Consider the following 22,504-nt stretch of genomic DNA (forward strand, 5'->3'; position numbering starts at 1 on the left):
CCGGTGGCCGGTCCTTGGGTTCCGGCCACCGGTGTACGCGGGGGCTATCGGGGTGCTCGTGTGGACCGGGCGACGTGCGCGACCGTGGTGGTCGGCGGGCCGGCGCGGGTGGTGGGCGCCGGTCGCCGCCTCTGTGTCGGGGTGGCTCCGGTGGCGTGCTGCCAGCGGGTGCGGGCGGCGGCGATGTCGGCGAGGGCGCGGCGGGCGCCGACGACGAGTTGGAAGGGGGTGTTCGCCGGGTCGCCGGCGTATGCCTCGATGCGTCGGCCGACGTGCTCGGCCGTGGCCAGGAGGGAGCGCTGCAGGGCGCGCTCGCCCCAGTGCTCGACGGATCCGGCAGGTTCGGCCAGCATGCGGAGGACCTCGCCTGGTTCACTGCCGTCGTCCAGCAGGCCGCGCTGCTGGGCTTCCCACAGGACGGTGACGGGGTCGACGGGCTCGTGGCGGCGGGCAAGGCTGGTCAGACACTGCCACAGGCCGGCGTGCAGCGGCAGGGTGAGGTCGTCGGGGAGCAGCCACCGGACGGCTTCGATGCCGGAGGGGTAGGCCGTTGCGGTGGCGAGCAGCATCTGCTCCTCCTCGACGGCCTCTGCGGGGTCGGGCGCGGCGGGCGGCGGCGGTGGCGTGGTGCGGGGCAGCACGCCTGCGCGGGGCGGGAAGCGGTTGGCGATGTCGTCCACGACCGCGGCGAGCGCATCGGCCTCGGCGAGCACCGTCTGGACGGGGTGCGGGAGGGAGACGTCGTGGACGGTGTGGACGAGGCGTGCGGCGGCCGTCAGCAGGCGGCGGCGGGCGTGCTCCGCCTCGACCATCCGGGCGTAGGCGGGGGCGTGGCTGGGCCAAGGGCAGACCTGGACGAGGGTGTGCAGGTAGGAGGCGGTGAGTCCGCGCGCCTGCTCCCGGCCTGTGGCGAGCACGCGGTCGAGCCACTTGGTGTTCTTCGCGTGCTCGGCGGGGTCGGGCGGCGGCAGGGTGGTGATCGCGGCGTACAAGGCGGCGTGCGCGGCGGTGGCGAACGAGTCGGCGGCGATGCCGGTCACGTTGCTGAGACGGTGCGGATCGAGGAGGAGGGCGCCGAGGAGGGCCTGCTCCACGTGGAACACCGGCTGAGGCGGTGCGATGGCGTCGAGGTCGTCTTCGTCGGGTTCGGGGGCGTGGGGCATCAGGCGGCGAGGGTGAAGTCGTCGGGATTGAGGGCGACGTCGAGGTGAGGGGCGAGGAGATGGCCGGCAAGTAGCGGGGGCACGGCGTTGCCGATCTGGGAGAACTGCTGGCCTTTGTTGCCCTGCCACGGGTAGTCGGCGGGGAAGGTCTGCAGAAGGCCGGCCTCGCGGGCGGTGATTCGGATCGGCTCGGGAACCGATGGCGCGTCGGTGTCCGTGGGCGGCGGTGATGCGGGTTCGGCGACCCAGGTGCACTCGTTCGCGCGGTGCCCGAAGAACAACGTGCCGGCCGGCTCGGACACCGGACGGACGGTGGCGTTGGCCTGGTTGTTGCTGCGCAGGGACCAGGACCAGCGGTGGGCCTCGGCGGTGAACGTCGGCGCCGGAGCGTCGGCGCACCGGTTCTCGTGTGTGCCGTGCCGGGCCGCCCATCCGGCACCTTCCCGGCGGGACTTGAGGGCCACCCCCTCCGGCCGGGGCATCCAGGTGCCGCGCTCACGGGCGTCGGACAGCGTCTTGCGGGAGCCCGACGGGAACGGTTCGGGTCCGCCGCCGGGTCCACCGCCCGCGCAGACGGTGGGGACGGGCCGGTCGGTCGCGCCCCATCCCAGGGCCTCGGCCATGCTGACCCAGCGGGCGCGGCCCGGACCGAACAGCGACTCCGGTTCGGCGAATTGGGAGTGCGTGGGGGTAGGAGGCTGCGCCGTACGGACGCGGGAGGCCAGGAGTATCGCCCGCTTCCTGGTCTGCGGGACGCCGAAGTCGGCCGCGTTGAGGATCCCGTACCAGACGGAGAACCCCCACCCGCGCAGGACGGCCGCGTACTGCTTCCACAAGGGCAGGACGTGCGGCACTTCCTCCATGGCGACCCAGTCGGGCTCGCCGACCGTGTTCAGGGCGTACAGATAGCGCATCGGCTCGGCTGCGAGCAGGGAGCGCTCGTCACGGCATGCGGCGAGGAGGCGTTCGCGGGAGTCGCGTCCGGCGGCCAGGTCCTCGACCGCCGCGTGCACCAGCGGCTGGTCGAGCAGGCCGAGGCGTTTGCCGGCCATGCTCCACGCCTGGCACGGAGGGGAAGCGATCATGCCGCGAGTGCGGCCGATGAAGGGCCACGTCGGATACATTGCCACGTCGGTGCGGATCGTCAACTGCCCAGCCGCAGCCCGGGTCTTGCACGCCCACTCGTCCCATTCCAGCCCGATGTCGCGCCCGCCGAGGACGTGCAGTGCCCTGCTCCAGCCGCCCGGCCCCGCGAAGAGGTCGAGTATCACGTGGCTAGCCCCAAGTCGGACTGTGTCGGCGCGTGCTTCGCCACGGCGCGGGCGGTGATCGCCTGCGACGCACGGGCGGACGCCGCGGACAGCTCCTCCGCGCCGGGCTCCCGGTACCACGGCCGAAGGTCGAGCATGGCGGCGCGCATGCCGGTGGCGAAGCAGAGCGCGGTTCCCTTGGGCAGGGCCCGGATCGCGTCGGCGGGCAGGATCCGCTCCTGCCGCATCGACACCGACGTGCTCTTTCCGGACTCTGAGTGCGAGGTGGACGTGGTCTCCACGTCGTGGTCACCGATCAGGCGGCTGAGCTTGTCCGCGAAGTCCGGGTCGTCAATACCGCTGCCGATCACCTTGACAGTCGAGGCGGACCACATGGCGTCCATGCCCGCGTCTCCCCAGACCTTCTGGCCCTGGCGGTAGGACTGCAGGATCGTGATCGGGATGATCCCGCGGCTGCCGAGGTGGGAGTACAGGTCCGGCAAGTCGCTGATCTTGCACACGTTGGCGGCCTCGTCGAGGATCGCCAGCATGGGCGGATCCAGGCGCCCGCCGGCACGTTCGGCCTGCGCGGTAGCGGCCCGCATCACCGAGTCCGCGCACGCGGCGATCAGCGCCGAGGCTCCGCCGCCGCCGTCCTTGCTGAGCAGGAACAGCGTGTCGGTGGACGTGACGAACTGCTCCGGCCGGAATTCCGGGACGTCCTTCTGCGGCGTCACCCACGCGGCGATTTCCGCGTTCAGGAGCGCGGAGGCGTACTGCCGGGCGGTCTCGTAGATGCCGTCTCGAGTCTCGGGCGGTCCCTCGACGGTGCCCTTGAGCTGAGCGGCGACGGCGGCGAAGTCGTGGTCGCGCAGGATGTCCAGCGGAGTGCGGTCGGCGGGGAAGGCGAGCCACTGCATGATGTCGGTGATGGGCCGCTCGTCGAGCGCTGCGGCCAAGAGCAGCTGGGACAAGATGTTGCTGCCGGCCTTCGACCAGAAGTCGCCCTGCTGGGAGGCGTCCACCGAGGCCGCGAGGAAGTGTCCGGCCAGACGGTTCGCCCCGTCCAAGGTGGTCGCGCTGGCAAGAGGGTTCCACCACATCTCGCGGGCGGCATGCGCGATCTGCTGTGGATCCATGGTCCACACCACCCCCGCCTGGGCCCTCGCCTCGTAGGCGGTGGTGAAGGCGTCGCCGGCGGCCTTGTTCGACGTCAGCAGGACCGGACCGGGTGCGCCGAGCATGGACGGGATGGCGAGCGAGGTGGTCTTGCCGGACCGGGGCGCCATGATCGCGACGGCGACGTCCTCGAACCCCATCCGTACCTCGTGGCGGCTGCCCTGCAGGTTGCCGAGAAGGATGCCGGTGTCCTTCGCGTCGATGTGCTTGCTGTCCTTCAGGCTGGGGCGCAGGGAGCGGGCTTTGTCGGTGATCGCCTTGGCCATCAGCGGCTCGATGTCCCGGGCCTTGGCCATGTCGGTGATCTTCTTCCGGCCGCCGCTTCGGTTGTTGTGCCGGGCCCACAGGACGCCAGCCCCTACCCCGAGAGCGAGGAGCAGGAGAACGGGGACGATGCGGGCACCGATCAGCAGGGACGTTTCTCCTGCGTCGGACCAGACCTGCTCGGGGTGGAGCAGGGCGTTGGTCGGCTGGTAGGGGGCCCAGCTGGTGCCGGTGAGGTAGGCGGTGATGTTGCCGGACAGCCAGGCCAGGTGGGACAGGGGGACGACGACGGCGAGCACCCCGAGGAGGAGGCGCAGGACGAGGTCGTATCCGTCGGTGTTGCTGCTGGAGGAGGAAGGGGGCAAGGGCTATGTGCTTCCGGGCGGGGAGGGAGGGTTATCGGCTGCGGCCGTGCCTGGGCGGCGCTGGCCGTGAGGGGATCGAGGCCGTCGGCGTGGTGGTGTGCCGGGCAGCGAGGGAGTGAACGCGGTCTTCCAGCGCGCCGGCGACGTACACGACGAGCACGTCGGTCGTCCGGCGGATGACGACATTTGGGTCGAGGGTCGGCAGACTGCGCCCGCTGTCGGTGCGGCGCACGGGCTTCGGTTCGCCGAGCGCGGCGACAAGGTGTGGCGGAGTGTGCGCAAGGAAGCGGGCCTGCCACACCTTCTGGTGCATGCCGAGGGTGACCGTGGCGAACCAGGCTTCCGGATCAGCCGGTGTTCCCAGCCGCTCGACGTACGCAGTCTTGTCGGGAAAGCAAGGCCGGCTGGTCACCGTACGGTGACCAGCCGGCCTGCCGGAGCGCTCCGTACGGGTCGCACGGCGCGTCAGCGGCTGGGGCCGGGTCGGTGAAGGCGGCGATCAGCTCGATGGGCGTGCGGGCGCCGAAGCTGGCGTACCAGGCGGCCGGTCCGGCTCGGCGACGTGGTGCAGGGTCTCCACGGGTCGTCGGGGTCGGGCTCCAGGCGCAGGAGGGCCTTCTGGTCGGGGCGGGAGGCAGGACGCGTGGCATCAGGGGGTCGTTGCCGTGGCTCCATCCGCAGGCACGAGGGAAAGGGTGATCCAGGCGAGGTCACCGCCGCCGGCGAGGTGGGGCGGGGTGATGAAGTCAACCTCGACGGTCTCGGGAGTCGGGGCCCTAGTCACTTCCGTGCCGCGGTTCGTCGCAGGGGTGCGAGGGCAGGAGTGGGAACCAGGGATGAAGGGGCCTTGCGGGCTGCGGTGTTGATCTCCCGGAGCGCTTTGCCGTGGGTGGCCCAGTCGTCGAGGTAACTCCAGGATTCGGCGTGATGTTCGGCGAGGGCATCGTCGAATTCGGCGGTGCCGGGCTTGGCGTTGGCGGGCAGGGCGTCGCGGGTGAGCAGCCATTGCTCGTGCAGTTCGTCGAGACGGTCGAGGGCCGTGTGCAGGACGCCCAGCTGGTATACCCAGCGGCTCTGCACCGTGTTCTCCGGCAGCTGGGCCAGCTGTGTCTCGGCGGTCGACAGCAGGTGCCGGGCGCCGTAGCGGAGCGGCTCGAACGCCTCGGCGGTGTCGGCATCGCGCTGGCTCTTGCGCATGCCGTAGGCGTGGTCGTCGTAGGGCCAGCCGTCGAGGCCGGTGTGCTCGTCGGAGTAGGCGTCCCAGGCGTCGAGGATCTTCTGGCTGTCCCGCACGTAGTGGTCGAGGTGGCGCAGGAAGTCGCGGTGTGCGTGGTTGTCTCGGGAGATGAGGAGGGATCCTGTCAGGTCAGCGGCGAGCGGGCCGGCTGCGCGGTACTTGCGTGCGCCGGGATCGTCGCGGGTTTCGTCTGCTGGCGGCGGGCTGAGCGTGCCTGGGCGCGCAGATGCTTGATGCGCGTGGCGTGGGCGTCGACCACCTGCTGCGGGCGCAGCGGGCTGGGCTTCTGTACGGCGCTGTAGTGGCCGGTGCGTTCGAACATGCCGCGCTGGAGCGGGCTGCGGTCGGTCAGCGCGGTGAGGAACGCGCTGACCAGGTGAGCGGGGGTGTGCTCGTCGAGGTAGGCGTGCCAGATGCGCGGGCCGGAAAACTCCCCGTGGCCGGGCTCGCGGGTCTCGATGTGCCAGGACGACCGGTCGTGGAATTCGCTCAACGGCCGCAGTTCGATGTGGCACATGGAGTCCGGCGAGCGCGCGCCCTCTGGCTCGTGGTGCCATCCTGCCGAGGTCACCCGCTGCCACGGGTCCGGCTGCTGTGGCGGCGGGGCGGTGAGGGCGTCGGTGAAGGCGGCGAGGACCTCGGCGGGCACGAGTTCGCCGAACTCGGCGTACCAGCCCGGCTCGGTGCCGACAGGCTCCGCCCGTAGCCGCCACCACGCCGAGGTGCGGGACTGCGGGTCGAACTGGAGCCGGTGGCGAAGGTCAGGGCTTGCCAGGATGATCTCGGCGCTCAGGGGGTCGGAGACGGCGTTCCATCCGGCGGCGGCCAGGCCGTGGGTGACGTGGCGGGCGTCTCCGGGGCCGGCGAGGTGGCGGGGGCTGGTGTCGTACGGGATCTGCACGGCGTGCTTGTCGGCGAAGGCGGCGAGCTGCCGTTCGCTCAGCGGCACCAGCAGCACCCCTGCTCGCTCGTCGGCGAACTGCCGTACAGGTCACGGAGATCGTCCAGCACGTAGTGGAGGGTGTGCTGGTCGGCCAGTTCCCACGCGGCCGTGCGCAGCTCGGTGATCAGCAGGTCGCCCTGCGCCGTGCGCGGCGCGTCAGGGCTCTCCTGAACGGCGCGGGCGAGGGCGCGCAGCGTGTCGGCGAACTGGACGGGCAGGCCCGTGTACTCGTCGAGGAGGGGCTCCACGAGGGCGAGGGCTTCTGCGGGGTCGGGGTTCTCGCGCAAGTAGTCGGTGAGGTCCGCGAGCGTTTCGGTCAGGGTGCGGATGGTGTCCGGGGTGAGTGCGGGCATCGGGCTCCTCGGGGCGGGGCTATTGCGGTCAGCGGCGGGTGCGTGCGCCGCCGGCCGGGGTGTAGGGACGGGCGCTGGTGCGCGGCCTGGTGCTACGGGCGCTGTTGCGGGCCCAGTTGGCGGCGCGGGCGGCCGTGATGCGGGCCTGCTGCCACGCACTGAGCTGGGAGGGCTTCACGGACACCGACCAGGTACGGATCTGCGCGCTGTGCGGCACGCGTCCGCGCGGGCGCATCACGGGGTCCGGGCTGGCGAGTTCGGTGGAGAAGGCTTGCACCAGGTGCATCGGGGTGTTCGGCGTGAAGTTGGCCGTCCAGCCGTTGCCCTGCTTGTCCTGCGCTCCGGTCCACCACATCGCCGCCCCGTCGGGACTCTGCCGGTACTGCATCCACGCGGTGCCGTCGGGGCTCGTCGCCATGTAGTCCTGGCCCTCGAAGCGCGTGTGCCAGTTCTGCTCCTGCAGAGGGGCCCAGACGTTGGGGGCGTGGGCGGAGCAGGGGCGGGTGAGGGCGTCGGTCAGGCCGGCGACGATCTCCGCCGGCGTCTGTCGGCCCAGGTGCGCAGACCACTCGCCGTTCGCTCCGTCTGCGTGGCCGTGGATGGTCCATCCGCCGGGGAGGACGTAGGGGTCGTAGGCGATGCGGACGGTGCGGTCCGGGCTCTCCATGCGCAGGGGGCCGCCCGTCTTGGACTTGTCCCTCCAGCCGGAGGCGCGCAGGAACTCCGAGACGTGCCGGACGTCGCCGCCGCCGGCCAGGGCGCGGGGTTGGACGAGGTAGTGCTGCTCGGCCTGCTCGTCAGGTCCCCAGCCCTGCCACTGCTTCTTCTTCACCGGCGGCGCCGGACGACGAGCGGTGCGGGTGCCGGGGGCTTCGCCGCCGTAGTGGCGGGCTGGGCGCCGACGCGCTGAAGAGCGTCTTTGTGTTCGTCCAGGTCGAGGGTGATGTCGCCGAGTTCGTTCGAGGCACGGCCCAGGGCGAGCCACACCTCCGCGGGGAGCGCGCCTCGCTCTGCCTGGTCCTTGGCGAACACGCTGCCGGTGGCGACGAGGTGGGTGACGCCGCCGAGGACTCCGGTGTCCGGGTCGAGCACGCGGGCGATGACCTGAGCGGCCTGGGGCGGGGGCAGGTGAGAGAGGTAGTCGGCGAGCTGTCCGAGCTGGCGGGTAATCTCGTCGGCCAGTCTCACCGGGTAGGGGGTGGGGTGGGACATGCTCCTCCGGGCGGTGGACGGTCAGTGGTGGTGGCGATGCCCGACGCGCTGCGTCTCGGCGAGGGCGGCCTCCGGGCGGGCGCCGGCCAGCGGGGAGGCGTGGTTGGGGCCGGTCGGAATACAGGCGCGCAGATAGCGGCGGAAGAAGGCCGTGGCGAGTCGGGGCTTGAGCCGGTTGCTGATCGGTGGGGGTGTGCGGATTGCTACGTGTATCTCCGGGTCTCGGGTGGTGAGGCGGGCGGTCCCGGCGCGGTGCCGGGACCGCCCAGGCGCCTTACGGGGTGCGGCCGGCCGGAGCTGCAGGCGAGGCGGAGCCGATCGGTGCCTGTTGCCGCACGGCAGGGCGGCCCGCTCGGGTGCGCAGGTCCTGCACGGCCTGCCGGTAGGCGGATTCGTCAAAGACTTCGGGCGTGCAGTTGACCTCGTACCCGGCCAGGAGCAGGACGGGGATGGCGCGGGTTGCCAGCCGCTTCTGCTCGCCGGCGTCGATGTGTTCGGGCACGGTGTGCCAGATGTAGATGGGCGTGTCGGCGGGATACTCGTGGCGTTCCAGGCCGAGGTGTTCCAGCAGGTCGTGGAGCTGGGCGGGGGCGCCGGTCGGCGTGTCGGCGTGGATGGTGGTCGTCAGGGCCTTGATGTAGATCTCGACGTCCGTGCCGTATTCGTCGGCCAGGTTGGCCATGTGGTTCTCTCCGGGTCAGCGGCGGCGGGATTTCGCGGGCTGGGCGTGGCTCGGCGGTGGTGAGGTAGTGGCCGGCCGCTGCGCAGGGCGCGCGACGTGGTTGCGGGCGTGGAGGATGGCGCGCGCGGCCTCACTCATGGAGGTGGCGGTGCTTCCGAGCCCTGCGATGGGATCGGGTTCCCCGGTGGGCGCGGCCCCTTGGAAGTCGCTGGCGGCGATCCAGGCGCGGACGACGACCTCTCTGGCGAGGGGCAGCAACCCGTGGACGGGGGCAGCGACCTCGGTCAGGACCTCGGCCACCTCGCTGCTGGTTGTGGCGGCTGCGGCTCGCTCAGCGAGCCCCGCCAGGTAGCGCAGGGCGGCCTCACGTTCACCGTCCGGTGCGACCAGCATATTCAGAGTGGGGTCGAGGTGGACGCTGTGCCCGGCGGCCAGCAGGGCGTGCGAGGCTGCGGTCGCCTTCAGGCGCTGCTGCTCGATGGGCAGGCCGTGCGGAAGCCGGTGATAGTCCCCGCGCGGTCCGGGAGCGGAGAGGAAGCCGCCGGTTCGCTGAAGGATGCCCGCGGCCTTGTCGGTGCCGCCGATGGCCACGACCAGGTCGGTTCGGGGGTCCTTGGTGATGGTGACGTACTCCAGTACCCAGAAGTCGGGCTCCGTCTGCTTCACCGAGACCGGGTGGCCGGCGTACGGGGACCGGCAGGGACGGGCGGCACGGAAGCGGCGGTGGTGGGCGCGGTCCGGCCTGCGGGATGCTGCAGAGCGGTGCCGATGCCGAGCGCGTCGAGGCGCGGGCCGATCTCGCGCAGGGCGCGGGCCTGGGCCTGAGTGTCGTCACCACTCAGGCGGTAGATGCCACTCTGCGGGTCCTGGACGAAGCCGTGGGCCATGAGGACAGCGGTGGCGCGGTCGTCGGCGGTGGCGGTGGCGATGCTGCCGTCCGGCTGCCAGGTCAGGACGACCCGGTCCGGCTGGGAGGGCTGGATGCCGCCGCCCAGGGCGTTGTGGCGGACCTGGGCGAGGGCGGCGTCGTATCGGGCGAGCAGGTCGCCGGTGACCTGCTCGGCGCTCAGGAACGGGTCATCGGCCAGGGCGATGCCGTTGGGCTCGGGAACGCCGCGGAACGCCTCATCGGGCAGGGCGTGCGGGGCGACGGCGGCGATGAGGAAGCCGTCGCGCTCGTCGTGCCGGTCCAGAAGGACGAGCTGCGCACCGTCCTGTCGGCTCAGGACGGCGGCCTGCTGCAGGGGGTGCTCGGCGAGAGAGGCGGCGACCAGGTCCAGGTCCCAGATGCGGTCGGCGAGTTCGGCGAGGTCGTCCTTGGCGTCGGCTGGCAGGTGGGAGCTGGTCCAACTGTCGGGGAGTTCGCCGGCGAGAACGTCGGCGTACGAGGCGAGGCGCTTGGAGGTGTCGTGGTCGTGCATGGTGTCCTTGGGCGAGGTGGGAGTCAGCGGCGCAGTCCGGCGGCCATCGGGGGCGGCGGGGCCGGGAGGGTGCGCGGCGGTGGCGGGCAGGCGCACACGGCAGAGCGCTCTTGCTCGGTTGACGGGACTTCCCCGGTGCAGGTGCTGCGGCCGGGGTGCGGGGCATGCCGGTCGGCGAGCTGGTTGCGGGTCTCGGAGAGGACGGTACGGATGACGCGAAGGTGCTCGTCGGCGAGGTAGCGCAGCCGCCGCGCGATGTAGGGGTCGGCCGCCTGGCCGAGCCCGTCGTGGAAGTCGGCGGTGGCGGTGAGGACTTCCTCCAGCGCGGTGAGGACGCCGTCGTGGGCGGCGGTCAGCTCAGTCAGCGCATCGGCCGCCTCGTCCGTAGTGGCGGCCTCGCGAAGGCGCTCGGCGACGTGGACGACGGAGGAGCCCAGCGGCAGGTAGCTGGCCGGACGCGAGTCGGTGTCGAAGTCCGCGTCGCAGTCGACGTGGTATCCGGCCGCCCGCAGGCGGGCCACGGCGTCAGTGGCCAGACGGGACTCGTCGTCCTCCGCTAGGCCGGTCGGGGTGCGGTGGTACGTCTCATGGACGCGGACGACGGCGACGAAGCCCGCGCGCTGGAGGATGCTGTGCGCCTCGGAGTCGCCGCCGCGGGCGAGGAGTTCGTCGGAGTGCGGGTCGCGGCGGATGTCCAGGAAGCGGTCGGTGCGGGGCAAGGAGACGTTTTCTCCTACGGCGATCGGTGGGCGTTGTGCCGGACGGCGTCCGGGGCCGGGACGGCGCGGGGCTGGACCAGGCGGTTTGCGGTGGTGTCCAGGTCCTGCTGGATGGCGTAGAGGCGGCGGGCAATCAGCTCCAGGCGGTGTGCCGTATCGGCGCTGGCTGCTCCCGGCTGGCGGGCGATCCGGTGCGAGGTGTGCTCGACGAGTCCGCGTACCGCGGCCAGAGGGCCGGCCTGTTCGTCGGCGAGCTGCGTGAGGATGGTCGCGAGCTGGGCCGACGCCGTGAGCGCCGCGCGGACGGCAGGCCGCGAAGGGGGGTCGGATCGGACAGGGATCAGGTGGAGGTCCTGTTCGATGCGACGCGCCTCCTGTGCCAGGCGCCGCAGATTGTCCGCGGGAAGAGCGTGCCACGCGCCGTCGAGGTGGATCAGGTTGGCGATCAGGTCGAGGCGGCCGGGCTGGGCCTGGACGGCGATCCACCGGCAGCCATGTTCCTTGCCGGGGATCTCGATGCCGGCGGCTCGTGCGAGCCGTTGAGCGACCTCGGCCCACTCCGGTCCTGTCAGTTCCCGGTCGTCCGGGTGAAGGCGGATGTCGAGGTGGAGGATCGCCCGCCGGTCGTCGTCGGGGCTGGCGGCGAACGGATGCTCCAGGTAGGGGTCTTCGAGGTGCTCGGCCCACTGGACGGACGTCCAGATCCTCTGCTCGTGGTCCAGAGTGAAGTAATCCAGGCCGGGCCAGTGGGCGATGATCGTGTGCTCCGTCAGGCCCTCGTTCGGTGAGACCGGCCGCCCCAGCGCCTCTTCGAGCGGGTCGTGGGGCCGGTGGGTCCGCTCGTGCAGGCGGGGGATCACCGGCCGCTCCGGATGTCGGCGATGTGCACGAGCTGGCCCAGGGCGGTGGTGGTGTACCAGCCGCAGTCGATCAGTTCGTCGCGGTCGGCGAACCGTGCGAGGAGGGTGTCCTCCATGGCCCGTAGATAGATCAGGCAGTCAGGGCAGCGGCGTGAGAGGTGCACGAGGTAGCGGGGGTGGGCGGTGACGTAGGACTGGGCGCCGCCTGTCGCATCACGCAGCCGCCACCCGTCCTCGTCGGTCGGGGTGTGCCAGGAAGGGGCCACGACGCGCATCGCGTCGCCCCACAGTTCTCCGCCGGCCACCCCCTTCAGGACGACGACGGCGTCACCGGCCTGGAAGTGGGCGTGGGTGATGTCCCGGTCGGGGGTGAGCGGGTCGGTCGTCGGTGCGAACGCCGAGGTGGGAGGGGGCTGGGACATGAGTTCCTTCCACGCGATTGCTGGCGGGGTGGGAGCATCAATAGTCCGGAGGAACGCCGGTTTGGCTAACCGGCGTTTCCCGGCTATGTTGCCCCGCCGTCAGCGGAACGGGTTCTCCGTCCCGCGGTCCGCCTCGCTGGCCGCGTCGAGGAGTTCGAGCAGGTCAGTGCCTTCGGCGTCGCGCTGGTCGATCCACCATCCGGCACGGGTGATGGAGCGGGCCTTCTCCTCCAGCTCAGCCCAGTCCGCCTCGTCCCAAGTGCCCTCGCCGACGAGCGCGGTGTGCGCGGCCGTCATCAGCTGGTGGCGGGAGCGCTCGCCCCAGCCCAGGGCCTTCTCCGGGCCCTCCAACTGCGGCATGTCGAACTGCTTCGCCCACGCGACGGCTGCCTCCTGCTCCTCGGCCCGCTTGGTCGCGAGCCACTCCTCCTTGGACTCGGAGTCGGCGTCGCGCGCCGCCTTCCAGCAGTCGGTGCAGTCCTTCGACGCGAGCCAACGGGCAAAGCCCGCCCGCTTGTCGGCAGGACGATTGGACAGGTCATGATCCACGCTGTGGGAGCAGGCGTGCTCCACGGTCCAGTGCGTACGCACGGCCATACTTCGATCTCCTCAAAGGGGTTGGAAGGTGGGGGTGCGCCCTGATCAGGACGTCTTGTGCCGGCCTCGGAGTGGGCGGCGGTGTCGGCCGGGCGACCGGTGCCCGGCGGGGCGGAGCTGTCGGCGCGCGGCGAGAAGGACGGCGAGGGCGAAGGCCGCGCCGACGGCGGGGAGCGCCGCGCTGGCCAGCGTCTGCTCGGCGAGGCGTCCGGCCAGGGCGGTACCGGCGGACTGCCCGACGCCGATCGAGAGGATCAGCCACGCATACGCCTCGCTGGTCCGGCCCGCGGGGGCGAGGGGGCTGTTTAGCACCGCGCCGTAGGTGATGCGCGGTGCCGGGGCTGGGGGTGCGGTCGGGGACAACGGGTGCTTTCTCGGGGTCTAGCGGTGGCGGGCGGTTGTGCTGGCGCGGGGTGGTGGCGTGGGCGGGGTGGTGTCCACGGCCGGGCGCGGGCGGGCGCGTAGCACGGGAGTGCGGTGCGGGGGCAGGACGGCGACGGTCGCGCCGAGGTATTCGGCTGTCTCTTCGACTTCACGGGTGAGGAACTCGATCTGCCGTCCCAACGCTGAGAGGCGGGCGGCGATCTGGCGGCCCTGCACGGTCTTCAGGGCGCTGGCGAACTGGCTGCTCTTCTCCAGGAGTTCCTGAAGGCGGACCATCGGGCCGGCGGCGTAGCCGCGCTGGACGCTTCCGAGGAGAGCATTCGAGGCGTCACCGGCGGTGTGGCCTTCGACGACGTCGCGGATGAGTTCCTGCAGGGACACCTCCGGGGCCGGTGCCGGGCGGTTGAATCGGGAGACGTCCGCGCGCAGGATGCCGGGCGGGACCGGAGCGGGGAGGGCCTTGCCCGCCTCATGCTCGTGGGCGTAGTGCCCGATCACCTGCCAGCCCGGTACCCCCGGGTCGCCGCGCAGCGCGACCACCGTCGAGTCGTTGTCCTCGACCAGGCAAGCGAGGGTGATCGGCTGTCCGTCGGCGGCATACCACGACTCGGTCAGCTCCAGCTCGCCGCGCCGTTGCGCGGCCTGGGCCCTCTCGGTCCACATCTGCTGCTCTGCGTCGGTCAGCGGAGCATTGTGGTGCTAGCCGTCGCGCTGGTCGGCGAGGTTGCTGGCGATAGAGCTGTGGTCCGCCCAAGCGGTGAGGTGCGGCCACAAGGCCGCGTGCTGAGTGCGTTCCGCCTGGGAGCCAGGGGCGGCCGGCCGGTCGAGGGCCCGGCGGATCTCGGCGGCGGAGGCAGCCAGGCCGTCCAGGACGGCCCGCCACCCGATCAGGTGCCGGGCGGGTGGCAGCTCGTCGAGCACGAGGCGGGCGGCATCGAGGAGAGCCTCGGCGTGCGGGGCGAGGTGGGTGGCGTACGCCTCCACCGCTGCCTTGTCACGGTGAGCTCGTGCGGCTGCGGCGGCGCCCGCGTGGACGGTACGGCCGTAGCGGTCGCGTGTCATGTCGAGCGCGGCCTCGGTCTCGCTGTCGATGACCGCCATCCGCAAGCGGAAGTCGCGTGCCCCGTTGGCCAGTGCGGGAGCTGTCGGCAAGGGGCCGTCGGGGGCCGGGCTGCTCGCGGGTGTCATCGGGACCGCCCGCCGGTCGCGGCCGTCAAATGGACGGTCGGAGCGTACGTGGGCTTCGGCGGGATCGGCCGGGCCGCTGGCGGGGAGGTGGTGGGCGGTGCGGAGCGCTGCGTCGTCCGGCCGGCGGCGGCCTGGGCGAGACGGCTGCGGCGCTCCTGGAGTCCGTTGGGCCGGACGGGGCGCGGCGGGCCGGCCGAGAGGGACGGCTCGAGGCGGATGTCGGCCTGCACGGTGTAGCCGTGGTGGCGCAGGTCGTGGACGGCGTGGCGGGTGCGGCGGACTCCGTCGCGCTCGGGCTCGCTGAGCCGGTACAGGCCGGGTTCTCCGGGAACGGGCTCGAACTGCTCGCGCTCCAGGTACCAGTGGGCGAGGTGCGCGGGCAGGGCGGCGGTGAAGGAGGCCACGAAGCCGTGTTCCTCGTGGTCGCCGAAGGCGAAGTGGGTGCCGGGTCGCAAGGGGGCGGGGCTCTCCTCGGGGCGTGGGGCGGAAGGGTCAGGGGCCGCGGTGCGCGGGCCGGGCCGCGGTGAGGGGGGCGGGCTGGCGCGGTGACGGGCGGGGCCGGGTGACGATGGGGCGCGCTGATGCGGGCCTGACGAAAGGACGTTTCACCGTCGGCGAGCCACGTCTCGATGGCTGGCCACGCGTGTGCTCGGCGCTCCTGCTTCGGCACGGAAGGGCGGTGTGCGCCCACCGGTACTGCTCGCCCGAGGCGATCGCGACGATCCCGGACTCCCGGCTGTGCGACAGGACGATCTGCGCCTCAGCCACGGACCAGGTTTTCGCCACCGCGCAGGACGGCGCGCAGGCTGCGGCCGTATGCCCAGGCGTGCTCCCGGGCAGCTGCCTCCAGCCGGTCGTATCCGACCTGGGCCGTCATCTGCCCGTCCCACTTGCGGTACCTGTACACGGGTACTGGCAGCAGGATGCCGGGGGCGAGAGCGGTGACGCCGAGGGCCGCGCAGTAGTCCTCGCCCTGGACGAGGCCGCCCATCGGAGCGGCGCGCACGAGGTCGGTGCGGGCGAGGATCGTGGTCGGCCCGATGGGGATGGTGTCCGCAGGCGACTTCCAGTACGTCCACACGTCACCGGCCTCATGCCGGCCTGGCGGCGTGGGGCAGCGCCACAGGGTGGTCGAGCCGTCGGGGTGCTGGTCCTCGCTCCAGCCGGCGCACCAGCCGACTCTCGTCGACTCCAGGGTGTTCAGCCGTACGGCCATCGCATCGTCGGGGAACAGATCATCGTCGTCGGCCCAGTTGGTGTACGGGGTGCGTACGTGAGCGAGGGCCAGGTTCCTGGCGCAGGCGGCGCCGACCGGACGGGGCAGCGCCAGCGTGCGAACGCGCGGATCCTGCGCGAGCGGGGCCGGCAGACGGTCGGGCGATGCACCGTCGAGCGCGATCACGGCCTCCCACGGCACGGACTGCCGGGTGAGGCTGGCGTGCATGGCGGTCAGGTAGTCCAGCCGCTCTTCGCGCAGGCGGCTTGCAATGACGACGGTGATCAGGGGCGTGGTGTACGGGGGCAGAGAAGGCTCCGGGAAGGCGAGGGGGAACTAGCGTCGGGCGGCGGGGCGCGGGGCGCCGGCCTTCGCCGGGGCTGCGGCAGGACCGCTCTGGGGCTGCCTGCCGCGCGATGCCCGCATGGCGGGCGGGGAGTCGAGGACGGACCAGGCCGCCGGGTGGTCGTTGAAGGCGGTGCGCGGGTCGGTGGACCAGCTCACGATCGGGCCGATGTCCTCGTGCAGGAGGCTGATCACCTCGACGCCCTCCTTGTGCAGGACGTACCCCCACTGCACGTCCTGCTCATCGGCGGTCGTGTCGGTGACCGACATGCGTACCGGGGGTGAGCCGTCCGGGGTGATCAGGTGGTCGAGGGTTCGGCTGGGCCAGTGCTCGCCGCCCGTCAGCGCGGTCACGAGTGCGGGCGGGGCGTCGTCGAGGAGATCGGTGCCGAGTTCGTCCCAGCCGACGGCGACGTCGTCGATGAGGTGCCGGGACATGGCCTCGATGTTGCGTCCGAACTTGTACTGGTAGGCGGCCAGGAGCAAGGGGAGGTGGTGGCTGGGTACGCCGTCGAGCTGGACGTGGATGCCCGTGTATCCCGTACCGCGGGTGGGGCGGGCGATGAAGGAGCGTGTGGACAGGGGATTCTCCGGAGCGAGCGGGGTGCGGGGGATGTTCGGCGGCCGTCGCGGTGGCGCGCGGGTGGGGCTACGCGCGGTCGGACCAGGATGTGACCGGGGGGCCGGAGGCGTCGGTGCGGGCGCAGGTGTAGCCGATCAGGCGGGAGGGCTCGGCCTTCGAGGGGACGGTGGCGGCGTCGTTGCACACGAATGTGTAGCGGATGGAGGTGCGGGGCACGTCGTGGAGCCAGGCCCGGTCGTCCTTGCCGGGGTTGATCTGCAGGCCGGAGTGCGCGACGGAGTCGGTCTGGGTGTGCGTGTGGGAGAAAAGGATCAGCGCGCCGCCGTCTGCCGTCTTGAGGGCGTAGGCGTCGTTGTAGCGGTTGTCGGCTCCGTCGAAGACGGTGGTGCCCTGGTTACCGAAGCGGGTGCCGGTCTCGTCGTGGACCTTGATCTGCTGCTTGCTGGCCTTGGTCGCCAGCAGCTTCTCGGCGGCGGTCAGGAGTGATGCGGGCGAGCCGCAGCGGGTCGGTCAGGATGGTCTCGACGGTGTCCTCGGCCGCTTGACGCCGGGCGGTGTCGCCGAGGGCGAGAGCGGCGAGCTGCTGGGCGCGGGCGATGCCGGGTTGGCCGTAGCACCAGGACTGGCGGGCCGGTTCCGCTGCGGGCGGCTGGTCGGTCTTCAGGTGTGCTGCGGTGGACCAGTAGTGGGCGCCGTGCCGGTCGAGCCAGGTGGCGAATGTGCCGACGGCCTCCTCCTGCCCGGGGACGCTGACTCCGGCGCGTAGGGCGAGGCAAAGCACAGCCAGAGGCCCCGCGATGCCGTGGGCCATGCCGTTGTTGCCGTGGCCGCCGGCCATCGTCTTCCCGTCGGGGCCGACCAGCGACCACCACCCAGGCAGAATCCGGCCTTCACCACGGGCGGGGTGGGCGAGCGCGACGAGACAGGCGAGCACGTCGGGCAGCCGGGGCGCGATCGGGCGGCGGGACAGCAGCAGTGCGGCGAGTCCGGTCAGGCCGCGGATGAGGTCCCATTCGGCGAGGTGGGGCAGCGCGCCGGCCGCCTGACGGCGGTGGGTGGCGGCGAGCCGGGCGTCCACGACGCGGTCGACGGCCGCGCGGACGTCGTCGCCGGCCCCGTGGGCACGGGCCAGGACGAACTCCAGGGCGGGTGCGCCGTGGAAGAGGCTGGCGTTACTGCCCGTACTCACCCCTCGGACAGTGGCCCGGGCGAGGTGGCGGCGGGCGGTGGACAGGTCCCGGCGCTCGATGTCGAGCAGGGCCATCCCCAGGGCGCCCTCGGACAGGTCCTGCGTACGGGGCACGGTCGTCGTGGTCATGAGCGCCTGGCCAGGGGGACGACGATGCTGTGGGCCCGGCCGCCGATCCACCCGTCGGCGTCCAGCGGGGGCGCGTCGTGCAGGGTGGCGATGCCGAAGGGGCTGGCGTCCAGGTGCGCGCGCAGGAGGTCCAGGTCGACGTCGCGGGTGAGGTCGAGGGGCAGCTGCTGGTCGTCCTCAGCGAGCAGGACCCGCTCCGGCACCCGGAACCGGGCACGCCAGGCGTGGAGTTGGGCTGCCCACTGCTGGAGTGGTGCGGTGCGGGCGGGCAGCGTGCGTCTGCGGATCTTCCACCGGGCGGCGGTGAGGATGGTGCGCCGGTAGGTGAGGGCCGGGGTGAAGGGCAGGGTCCAGGCGGCACCCCAGTCGAACCAGGTCACCTGCGGGGACGCGGCCCGGCTGATCTCGCCGAGGAAGCGGGCCAACGGCGGGGTGTAGTTGTTCCACAGGAAGTTGATGGCGGTGGGGGCCAGCAGCTCCAGCCGCTTGCCCGTCGCGGACTCCAGCAGCTGGGGGCGGCCGTCGGCGACGGTGACCGACAGGTCGCCGGGGAAGAGGACGTGCGGGGCGGGGCGGCGGAATTCGCCGACGCTGACGACGCGGGGCAGGGCCTGGGGCGCGCGGGTGAGCAGGTCGGCCGGCACCCGCCCGGCGTGGAAGGACAGCTGTGCCAGCTCCGCCTCCGCATCGATGGTGGGCAGGTGCGCGTACGCCTCCTCGGTGCCGGGGAAGAGGTGCCAGAACCGTCCGGTCATCGAACCGGCCGAGCGGGAGACGGTCAGGATCCGCAGCCGGAAGTCCCCCCGGTCGAGGGCCTGGACGGAGGAGGCGTGCACCTGAGCGGCCAGTTCGAGATGGGGCGCCGGATGGTGTGGCTTCTCGCCGGCTGCGGCTTCCAGCTCCTCGATCATCGCGCCCGTCAGGGCCACCGTGCGCTTGCCCTCGGCGGCGGCGGTGCCGGCCAGCTCCAGCAGCAGTCGGTCGCGCCGGGACATCGCCCGGGGCGGTTCGCTCACGGTGACGAACCCTTCCGGAAAGCCCACGCCCCGGTCGAAGTCCGTGGCCACCTCCACCGGAACGGGGACGTTCTCGCCGTAGCGCTCGGTGAATTGCTCGATCCACCGACGCCAGGTCGGTGTCCCGTTCGGATGAGTGGCCAGGCGGGCCAGCACGGTCGCTGTCGTCCCTGCCTCGGTCAGCACTTGTTCGGGCAGCCGCACGTCGGCATCCAGCCGCAGCTCGCATGCTGGCCGCAGCCGGTCTGCCTGGGCGCGGACCGCGTCCGGTAGGGCGTCTGAGGGGTCGACGGCGGTGGCTGGCGCGCGCAGTGAGGAGCGCAGCAGCCGTACCCGCAGCAGTTCGCCCAGGAGCCGGTGACGCGCTGCGTCGCTCACAGCGGGGTACTCCGCGGCGAGTTTGTCGGCCAGCTGGCGATACTCGATCGGGGAGCGGGCCAGGTTGAGCACGAGGCGCAGCGCAGAGTTCAGGGTGAGGCGAAACTCTGCGTCGCCGTCGGACGGCACGTGGATGTGCTCGTTACGCTGCCGGGCCAGCGTATTGACGCAGACCTCCGTGTCGGCCATGCGAGTGCTGTCGCTCTCCCAAGCGCTGACCATCTCGTCGAGACCGACCGGATCGGGGCGGACGACGGCCTGGTGGTCTTCTCCGAAGCGCACGGATGTCGACTGGTCGAAGCCGAGCAGGGCGACGCCGGCGAACAGGCCGTAGGGGGTGGAGCGGTGTGCGTACCGGATCGCGTAGCGGGCCGTGGCCAGAGCAGCACGGCGAACCCGGCGCGGCTTCGGCGTGCGGCCGTCGATGATGGCCTGCACCTGTCCGGCAAGGTCGGGGCTGGCGTCGGTCACTGTCTGCCGAAAGGCATCGTCGGACCAGACGCTGTTCAGCCACGCACGCCACGGTTCCACCGGTGCCGTGGATGCCGGCCAGGGTGGCATGGCGGGCGCAGTGAGGTGCACTGCGGAGCGCAGCATCGCCTGCCCCGCGCCCTGATACAGGCTGGGACGTACCCGTGTCATCACCGCTCTCCCTTCTTCCTTTGTGACGGGGCGGGATGCGGGCCGGACGGGAAGCCCCGCCCGGCCCGCGCTGCCGGATCGGACCGGTTTACGAGGTGGTGCAGGCGCTGGGGCAGGAGCTGCCGCAGGTGTCGCCCGTGCTGCACATCAGGGCCGTCTCGGTCGCCGGCGTGCCCTCGATGAAGGTGATGTCGAGTCCGAACGGGTCGGTCTCGTCGGTGGTTGCGAGGTCCGGCTGCGCGGGGGCGGTCGGCCTCTCCGTCTGCACGGCGGTCATGCTTGCCTCCTAGTGGCGATGGGTGGTGCGGGATGCCGGGCCCCGGTCGGGACCCGGAACTTGGTGCCAGACGGTGGCGGGCGACGGTGTCGCCTGCTCCAGGGCGTCTGGGAGTCGGTGTGAGCCGTGTCGTCAGGCTGCTGCTGGCTGCGCCCGCGAGTGGGTCTTCGCAGCCCTGTCCAGGACCTCGGTGAAGTGCTCGGCGCGCTCGTCGCCCTCGGCCTCCTGGGCGCGGAGGTCTCCGAAACGGGCCCAGTACCGCCTGCAGACGTCGCTGCTCATGAGCATCGAGGCGTAGAAGGGCAGTTGTCCGTGGTGAACGAAGCCCAGCCGGTCACGCAGGCTGAGGGTGCAGATCTGCTGGTTGGCATGGAGCAGCTGCATGTACTCCTCGACTTCGATGTCCTCGGGCGTCCAGAGCTTGGCGAGGTCGGGGTTGGTGGACAACTGCGTCAGCCAGTCGAGCTGGTTCCGCGCGACGGCCACCTCGTTTCGCTCGGCCTGATGCCGCGCGTCCTGCCTGAGCCGGGCGGCTCCGACCACGGCGGTGGTGAGGGAGACGGCGGCGCCGGCAGCGAGGACGGCGGTAGTGAGCTTCATACTTCAGCGGTCCTTTCAGGTAAGGGGTCTGCGGACGAGTGTTGGGTCTGTGGAGCCTGTGGGGCCCGCTGCGTCATGCGGCCCCCGCGAGCACGACGGTCGGGGAGTCGCCGGCATGGCGATCCGGGGCGTACCGGCGCCGCACCGTCTCCAGGGCGACGGCGATCGGCGGCAGCCCGACGGCGGCCCTTCGCTGGTCCAGGGACTCCGGTGCGCGCAGCGGGCACAGCTCAACCCCTGCTGCGTTGACGACCAGTTGGGTCCCGAACTCTTGTGGTCGCCCGCTGTTGACCAGGGCACGGTCGTGAAGGTGGGCCCAGTGCTGGATGCGCGCGTCGTCGTCCTGGACTGCGCGCTTCAGAAGGGTGGTGGCCGCCCGTTGAAAGTCGGGCTCGCCGTCGGCGTGAAGAGCGATGCTCCAGGCGGCACGTGCCGCGTCGGGGCCGACGAGGCGGTGGCCGGGCCAGTCATGTTCGGCCAGGATGCGGCGCAGCACTTTGGCGTCGGCGTGGTCGGCGTGACGGTCCTGGCCGAGTTGGACGGCGTCGAGGTGGTTGCGCACGCGCTTGGCCCGGCGCGCTGCCGACTGTGCGGCTCGGACGAGGAGTTCGCGGGCGAGGTCCGGCCGTAGCGGTTCGGCGGTCATCACGCGATGCCCCGCTGGTCTGCGGCGGAACGCGGCTCGTGGACCCGGCAGCCGATGAGCGCGCTCAGCCCAGGCCGACGCTCTGCGGTGAGTTCGAGGCGAGCGACTCGCTCATCGTGCTGCCCGGTGCCGGATCCTCGCAGATCCCATCCCATGTCGGTGAGCCGATGAAGGAATGTGGCGATCGGATCAACGTCGAGGGGATGGCGGGCCAGGACCTCGGCCCGCACGAGCGGAACGCCGAGCCGGGCAGCAAAGTCGGAGACCCACAGAGTGATCAGCCGGACGGTGTCGTCAGAGCGGTCGGGCAGGGTGTAGACGCAGCCCAGGAAGAGGCACGGGCCCTCGCCCCATCGGAGGTGGGGCCCGCGCTGCGGGATCATGCAGGCCAGCAGCAGCCCGTCCTCGAACAGTCCGGCCGGCTTTGCCTGCGGGTCGCGGAACAGAGCCGGGATGTCGGCTCGGGCCGGTACAGGCAGGCCGCGCGTGGTGAGCCAGCGTTGACGGTCCTGGACGAGTGCGGCGGCCTCGTCTCGTTCGGCGTCGGTGCACAGTGTCCGCATCTCGTACACGGCCGGTAACGCTGTCGCCCGCCGGTGCAGGAAGGCGTGTAAGGGCTTGGTGGCGACAGAAACGGGTGACGCGTTCATTGGCTCGCTCCGCTCTCCGTCGTGGCGGCTGGCCTGGTGCCCAGCAGGCCCCACGCGTGGGCAAGGACGACGAGCTGGGTGGTGTTGGCCGCCCCGGTCTTGTCGAGCAGTTCGTCGTGTGCCGCTCGGACATCGGCGGGGGCGATCTTGGCGGCGACGGCGATGTCGTGGGGATTGCTGTGCTCAGCGACGGCCTGCAGCAGCAGTTGCTGCTCCGGGCTGAGCTTGGGCGTTGGCCTGTCCGTTGTGGGTGGGGCGACTTGTTGGGCAGCGAACAGGCGGTGCACGATCACCGGTGGTTTGCAGCGGGGCGGGCAGTGGAGGCTCGCCCGGATGTCGCGGACGTACTGGCGGACGGTTACGGCCGAGAGTTCGGTCTCGGTGGCGATCTCATGGGGGGTGAGGCCGTCTGCGAGGTGCTGGGCGACGCGCTGCAATGTCGGCGTCAGGGGTGTGATGGGTGCGCTGGTCGTCACGGGCGGGGTCACGGTGTCTCCTTCTCGGCTGGGTGGCTGGTCACTGGGAGGGGTGCCGCCGGTCCCCGCGGGGGACGGGGGCCGGCGGCACGGGCCCGTGCGCGGCGGTCTGGATTCA

At 71.9% G+C, this 22,504-nt stretch carries 29 protein-coding genes and 1 pseudogene; all 30 read right to left on the bottom strand.

Annotated features, from left to right (window positions below; all coding sequences use genetic code 11):
* Window positions 1–44 precede the first annotated feature (44 nt).
* Window positions 45–1,163 (bottom strand): DnaB-like helicase N-terminal domain-containing protein, encoded by a 1,119-nt coding sequence (locus IE118_RS05810; protein WP_189556190.1) that lies wholly within the window; start codon window positions 1,161–1,163, stop codon window positions 45–47.
* Window positions 1,163–2,434 (bottom strand): DNA cytosine methyltransferase, encoded by a 1,272-nt coding sequence (locus tag IE118_RS05815; protein WP_189556191.1) that lies wholly within the window; start codon window positions 2,432–2,434, stop codon window positions 1,163–1,165. Before IE118_RS05815 ends, IE118_RS05810 begins: the two co-directional genes overlap by 1 nt.
* Window positions 2,431–4,221 (bottom strand): type IV secretory system conjugative DNA transfer family protein, encoded by a 1,791-nt coding sequence (locus tag IE118_RS05820; protein WP_189556192.1) that lies wholly within the window; start codon window positions 4,219–4,221, stop codon window positions 2,431–2,433. Before IE118_RS05820 ends, IE118_RS05815 begins: the two co-directional genes overlap by 4 nt.
* A gap of 31 nt (window positions 4,222–4,252) precedes the next feature.
* Window positions 4,253–4,633 carry an SPDY domain-containing protein gene (locus IE118_RS33950; RefSeq protein WP_229846681.1) on the bottom strand — a complete coding sequence of 127 codons (381 nt, stop codon included), beginning with the start codon at window positions 4,631–4,633 and terminating at the stop codon, window positions 4,253–4,255.
* Complete coding sequence (locus IE118_RS34695) at window positions 4,569–4,871, bottom strand: SPDY domain-containing protein (RefSeq protein ID WP_351805007.1); 303 nt, start codon at window positions 4,869–4,871, stop codon at window positions 4,569–4,571. Before IE118_RS34695 ends, IE118_RS33950 begins: the two co-directional genes overlap by 65 nt.
* Before the next feature lie 130 nt (window positions 4,872–5,001).
* Window positions 5,002–5,514: a hypothetical protein gene (locus IE118_RS05830; RefSeq protein ID WP_189556193.1), complete on the bottom strand. Its 513-nt coding sequence runs from the start codon at window positions 5,512–5,514 to the stop codon at window positions 5,002–5,004.
* Window positions 5,515–5,582: 68 nt separating this feature from the next.
* Window positions 5,583–6,407 carry an SPDY domain-containing protein gene (locus IE118_RS05835; protein WP_189556194.1) on the bottom strand — a complete coding sequence of 275 codons (825 nt, stop codon included), beginning with the start codon at window positions 6,405–6,407 and terminating at the stop codon, window positions 5,583–5,585.
* Complete coding sequence (locus IE118_RS05840; protein WP_102913825.1) at window positions 6,398–6,754, bottom strand: hypothetical protein; 357 nt, start codon at window positions 6,752–6,754, stop codon at window positions 6,398–6,400. Before IE118_RS05840 ends, IE118_RS05835 begins: the two co-directional genes overlap by 10 nt.
* Before the next feature lie 28 nt (window positions 6,755–6,782).
* A complete protein-coding gene (locus IE118_RS05845; protein ID WP_189556195.1) occupies window positions 6,783–7,586 on the bottom strand; it encodes an SPDY domain-containing protein in 804 nt (267 codons plus the stop codon).
* A complete protein-coding gene (locus IE118_RS05850; RefSeq protein WP_189556196.1) occupies window positions 7,583–7,966 on the bottom strand; it encodes a hypothetical protein in 384 nt (127 codons plus the stop codon). The genes IE118_RS05845 and IE118_RS05850 overlap by 4 nt, the downstream gene beginning before the upstream one ends.
* Before the next feature lie 274 nt (window positions 7,967–8,240).
* Complete coding sequence (locus IE118_RS05855) at window positions 8,241–8,648, bottom strand: hypothetical protein (protein WP_189556197.1); 408 nt, start codon at window positions 8,646–8,648, stop codon at window positions 8,241–8,243.
* Window positions 8,649–8,663: 15 nt separating this feature from the next.
* Window positions 8,664–9,314 (bottom strand): hypothetical protein, encoded by a 651-nt coding sequence (locus tag IE118_RS05860; RefSeq protein WP_189556198.1) that lies wholly within the window; start codon window positions 9,312–9,314, stop codon window positions 8,664–8,666.
* The gene (locus IE118_RS05865; RefSeq protein WP_189556199.1) at window positions 9,311–10,069 is read right to left on the bottom strand and encodes a hypothetical protein; all 759 of its coding nucleotides are present in this window, start codon (window positions 10,067–10,069) and stop codon (window positions 9,311–9,313) included. The genes IE118_RS05860 and IE118_RS05865 overlap by 4 nt, the downstream gene beginning before the upstream one ends.
* A gap of 23 nt (window positions 10,070–10,092) precedes the next feature.
* Window positions 10,093–10,788 (bottom strand): hypothetical protein, encoded by a 696-nt coding sequence (locus IE118_RS05870; protein WP_189556200.1) that lies wholly within the window; start codon window positions 10,786–10,788, stop codon window positions 10,093–10,095.
* A gap of 14 nt (window positions 10,789–10,802) precedes the next feature.
* Window positions 10,803–11,648 (bottom strand): relaxase/mobilization nuclease, encoded by an 846-nt coding sequence (locus IE118_RS05875; RefSeq protein ID WP_189556201.1) that lies wholly within the window; start codon window positions 11,646–11,648, stop codon window positions 10,803–10,805.
* On the bottom strand, window positions 11,645–12,070 hold the full coding sequence (locus IE118_RS05880; RefSeq protein WP_189556202.1) for a hypothetical protein: 426 nt from the start codon (window positions 12,068–12,070) through the stop codon (window positions 11,645–11,647). Before IE118_RS05880 ends, IE118_RS05875 begins: the two co-directional genes overlap by 4 nt.
* A gap of 99 nt (window positions 12,071–12,169) precedes the next feature.
* Entirely contained in the window at window positions 12,170–12,667 is a 498-nt protein-coding gene (locus IE118_RS05885) for a hypothetical protein (protein ID WP_189556203.1), read from the bottom strand.
* A 45-nt stretch (window positions 12,668–12,712) separates the two neighbouring features.
* The gene (locus IE118_RS05890) at window positions 12,713–13,030 is read right to left on the bottom strand and encodes a hypothetical protein (protein ID WP_189556204.1); all 318 of its coding nucleotides are present in this window, start codon (window positions 13,028–13,030) and stop codon (window positions 12,713–12,715) included.
* Window positions 13,031–13,048: 18 nt separating this feature from the next.
* A pseudogene (locus tag IE118_RS05895) lies at window positions 13,049–14,239 on the bottom strand (hypothetical protein).
* Entirely contained in the window at window positions 14,236–14,694 is a 459-nt protein-coding gene (locus tag IE118_RS05900) for a hypothetical protein (protein WP_189556205.1), read from the bottom strand. Before IE118_RS05900 ends, IE118_RS05895 begins: the two are co-directional and overlap by 4 nt.
* Before the next feature lie 305 nt (window positions 14,695–14,999).
* The gene (locus IE118_RS05905) at window positions 15,000–15,743 is read right to left on the bottom strand and encodes a glycosyltransferase family 2 protein (RefSeq protein WP_189556942.1); all 744 of its coding nucleotides are present in this window, start codon (window positions 15,741–15,743) and stop codon (window positions 15,000–15,002) included.
* A gap of 48 nt (window positions 15,744–15,791) precedes the next feature.
* Window positions 15,792–16,238, bottom strand: coding sequence for a hypothetical protein (locus IE118_RS05910; protein ID WP_308431829.1), 447 nt, complete (start codon window positions 16,236–16,238; stop codon window positions 15,792–15,794).
* A gap of 211 nt (window positions 16,239–16,449) precedes the next feature.
* A complete protein-coding gene (locus IE118_RS34845; protein ID WP_491591189.1) occupies window positions 16,450–16,863 on the bottom strand; it encodes a DUF8094 domain-containing protein in 414 nt (137 codons plus the stop codon).
* Complete coding sequence (locus tag IE118_RS05920) at window positions 16,778–17,701, bottom strand: lanthionine synthetase LanC family protein (protein ID WP_189556206.1); 924 nt, start codon at window positions 17,699–17,701, stop codon at window positions 16,778–16,780. Before IE118_RS05920 ends, IE118_RS34845 begins: the two co-directional genes overlap by 86 nt.
* Window positions 17,698–19,656: a lantibiotic dehydratase family protein gene (locus IE118_RS05925; RefSeq protein ID WP_189556947.1), complete on the bottom strand. Its 1,959-nt coding sequence runs from the start codon at window positions 19,654–19,656 to the stop codon at window positions 17,698–17,700. The genes IE118_RS05920 and IE118_RS05925 overlap by 4 nt, the downstream gene beginning before the upstream one ends.
* Before the next feature lie 169 nt (window positions 19,657–19,825).
* Complete coding sequence (locus IE118_RS05930; RefSeq protein WP_189556207.1) at window positions 19,826–20,014, bottom strand: FxLD family lanthipeptide; 189 nt, start codon at window positions 20,012–20,014, stop codon at window positions 19,826–19,828.
* A 132-nt stretch (window positions 20,015–20,146) separates the two neighbouring features.
* On the bottom strand, window positions 20,147–20,614 hold the full coding sequence (locus IE118_RS05935) for a DUF6082 family protein (protein WP_189556208.1): 468 nt from the start codon (window positions 20,612–20,614) through the stop codon (window positions 20,147–20,149).
* Window positions 20,615–20,687: 73 nt separating this feature from the next.
* Window positions 20,688–21,263, bottom strand: a complete 576-nt coding sequence (locus IE118_RS05940) for a DUF6624 domain-containing protein (protein WP_189556209.1) — start codon at window positions 21,261–21,263, stop codon at window positions 20,688–20,690.
* Window positions 21,260–21,832 (bottom strand): hypothetical protein, encoded by a 573-nt coding sequence (locus IE118_RS05945; RefSeq protein WP_189556210.1) that lies wholly within the window; start codon window positions 21,830–21,832, stop codon window positions 21,260–21,262. The genes IE118_RS05940 and IE118_RS05945 overlap by 4 nt, the downstream gene beginning before the upstream one ends.
* A 74-nt stretch (window positions 21,833–21,906) precedes the next feature.
* Window positions 21,907–22,398 (bottom strand): helix-turn-helix domain-containing protein, encoded by a 492-nt coding sequence (locus tag IE118_RS05950; protein ID WP_268248926.1) that lies wholly within the window; start codon window positions 22,396–22,398, stop codon window positions 21,907–21,909.
* Window positions 22,399–22,504 lie beyond the last annotated feature (106 nt).

The organism is Streptomyces pilosus, assembly GCF_014649835.1.
Classification (GTDB): Bacteria; Actinomycetota; Actinomycetes; order Streptomycetales; family Streptomycetaceae; genus Streptomyces; species Streptomyces pilosus.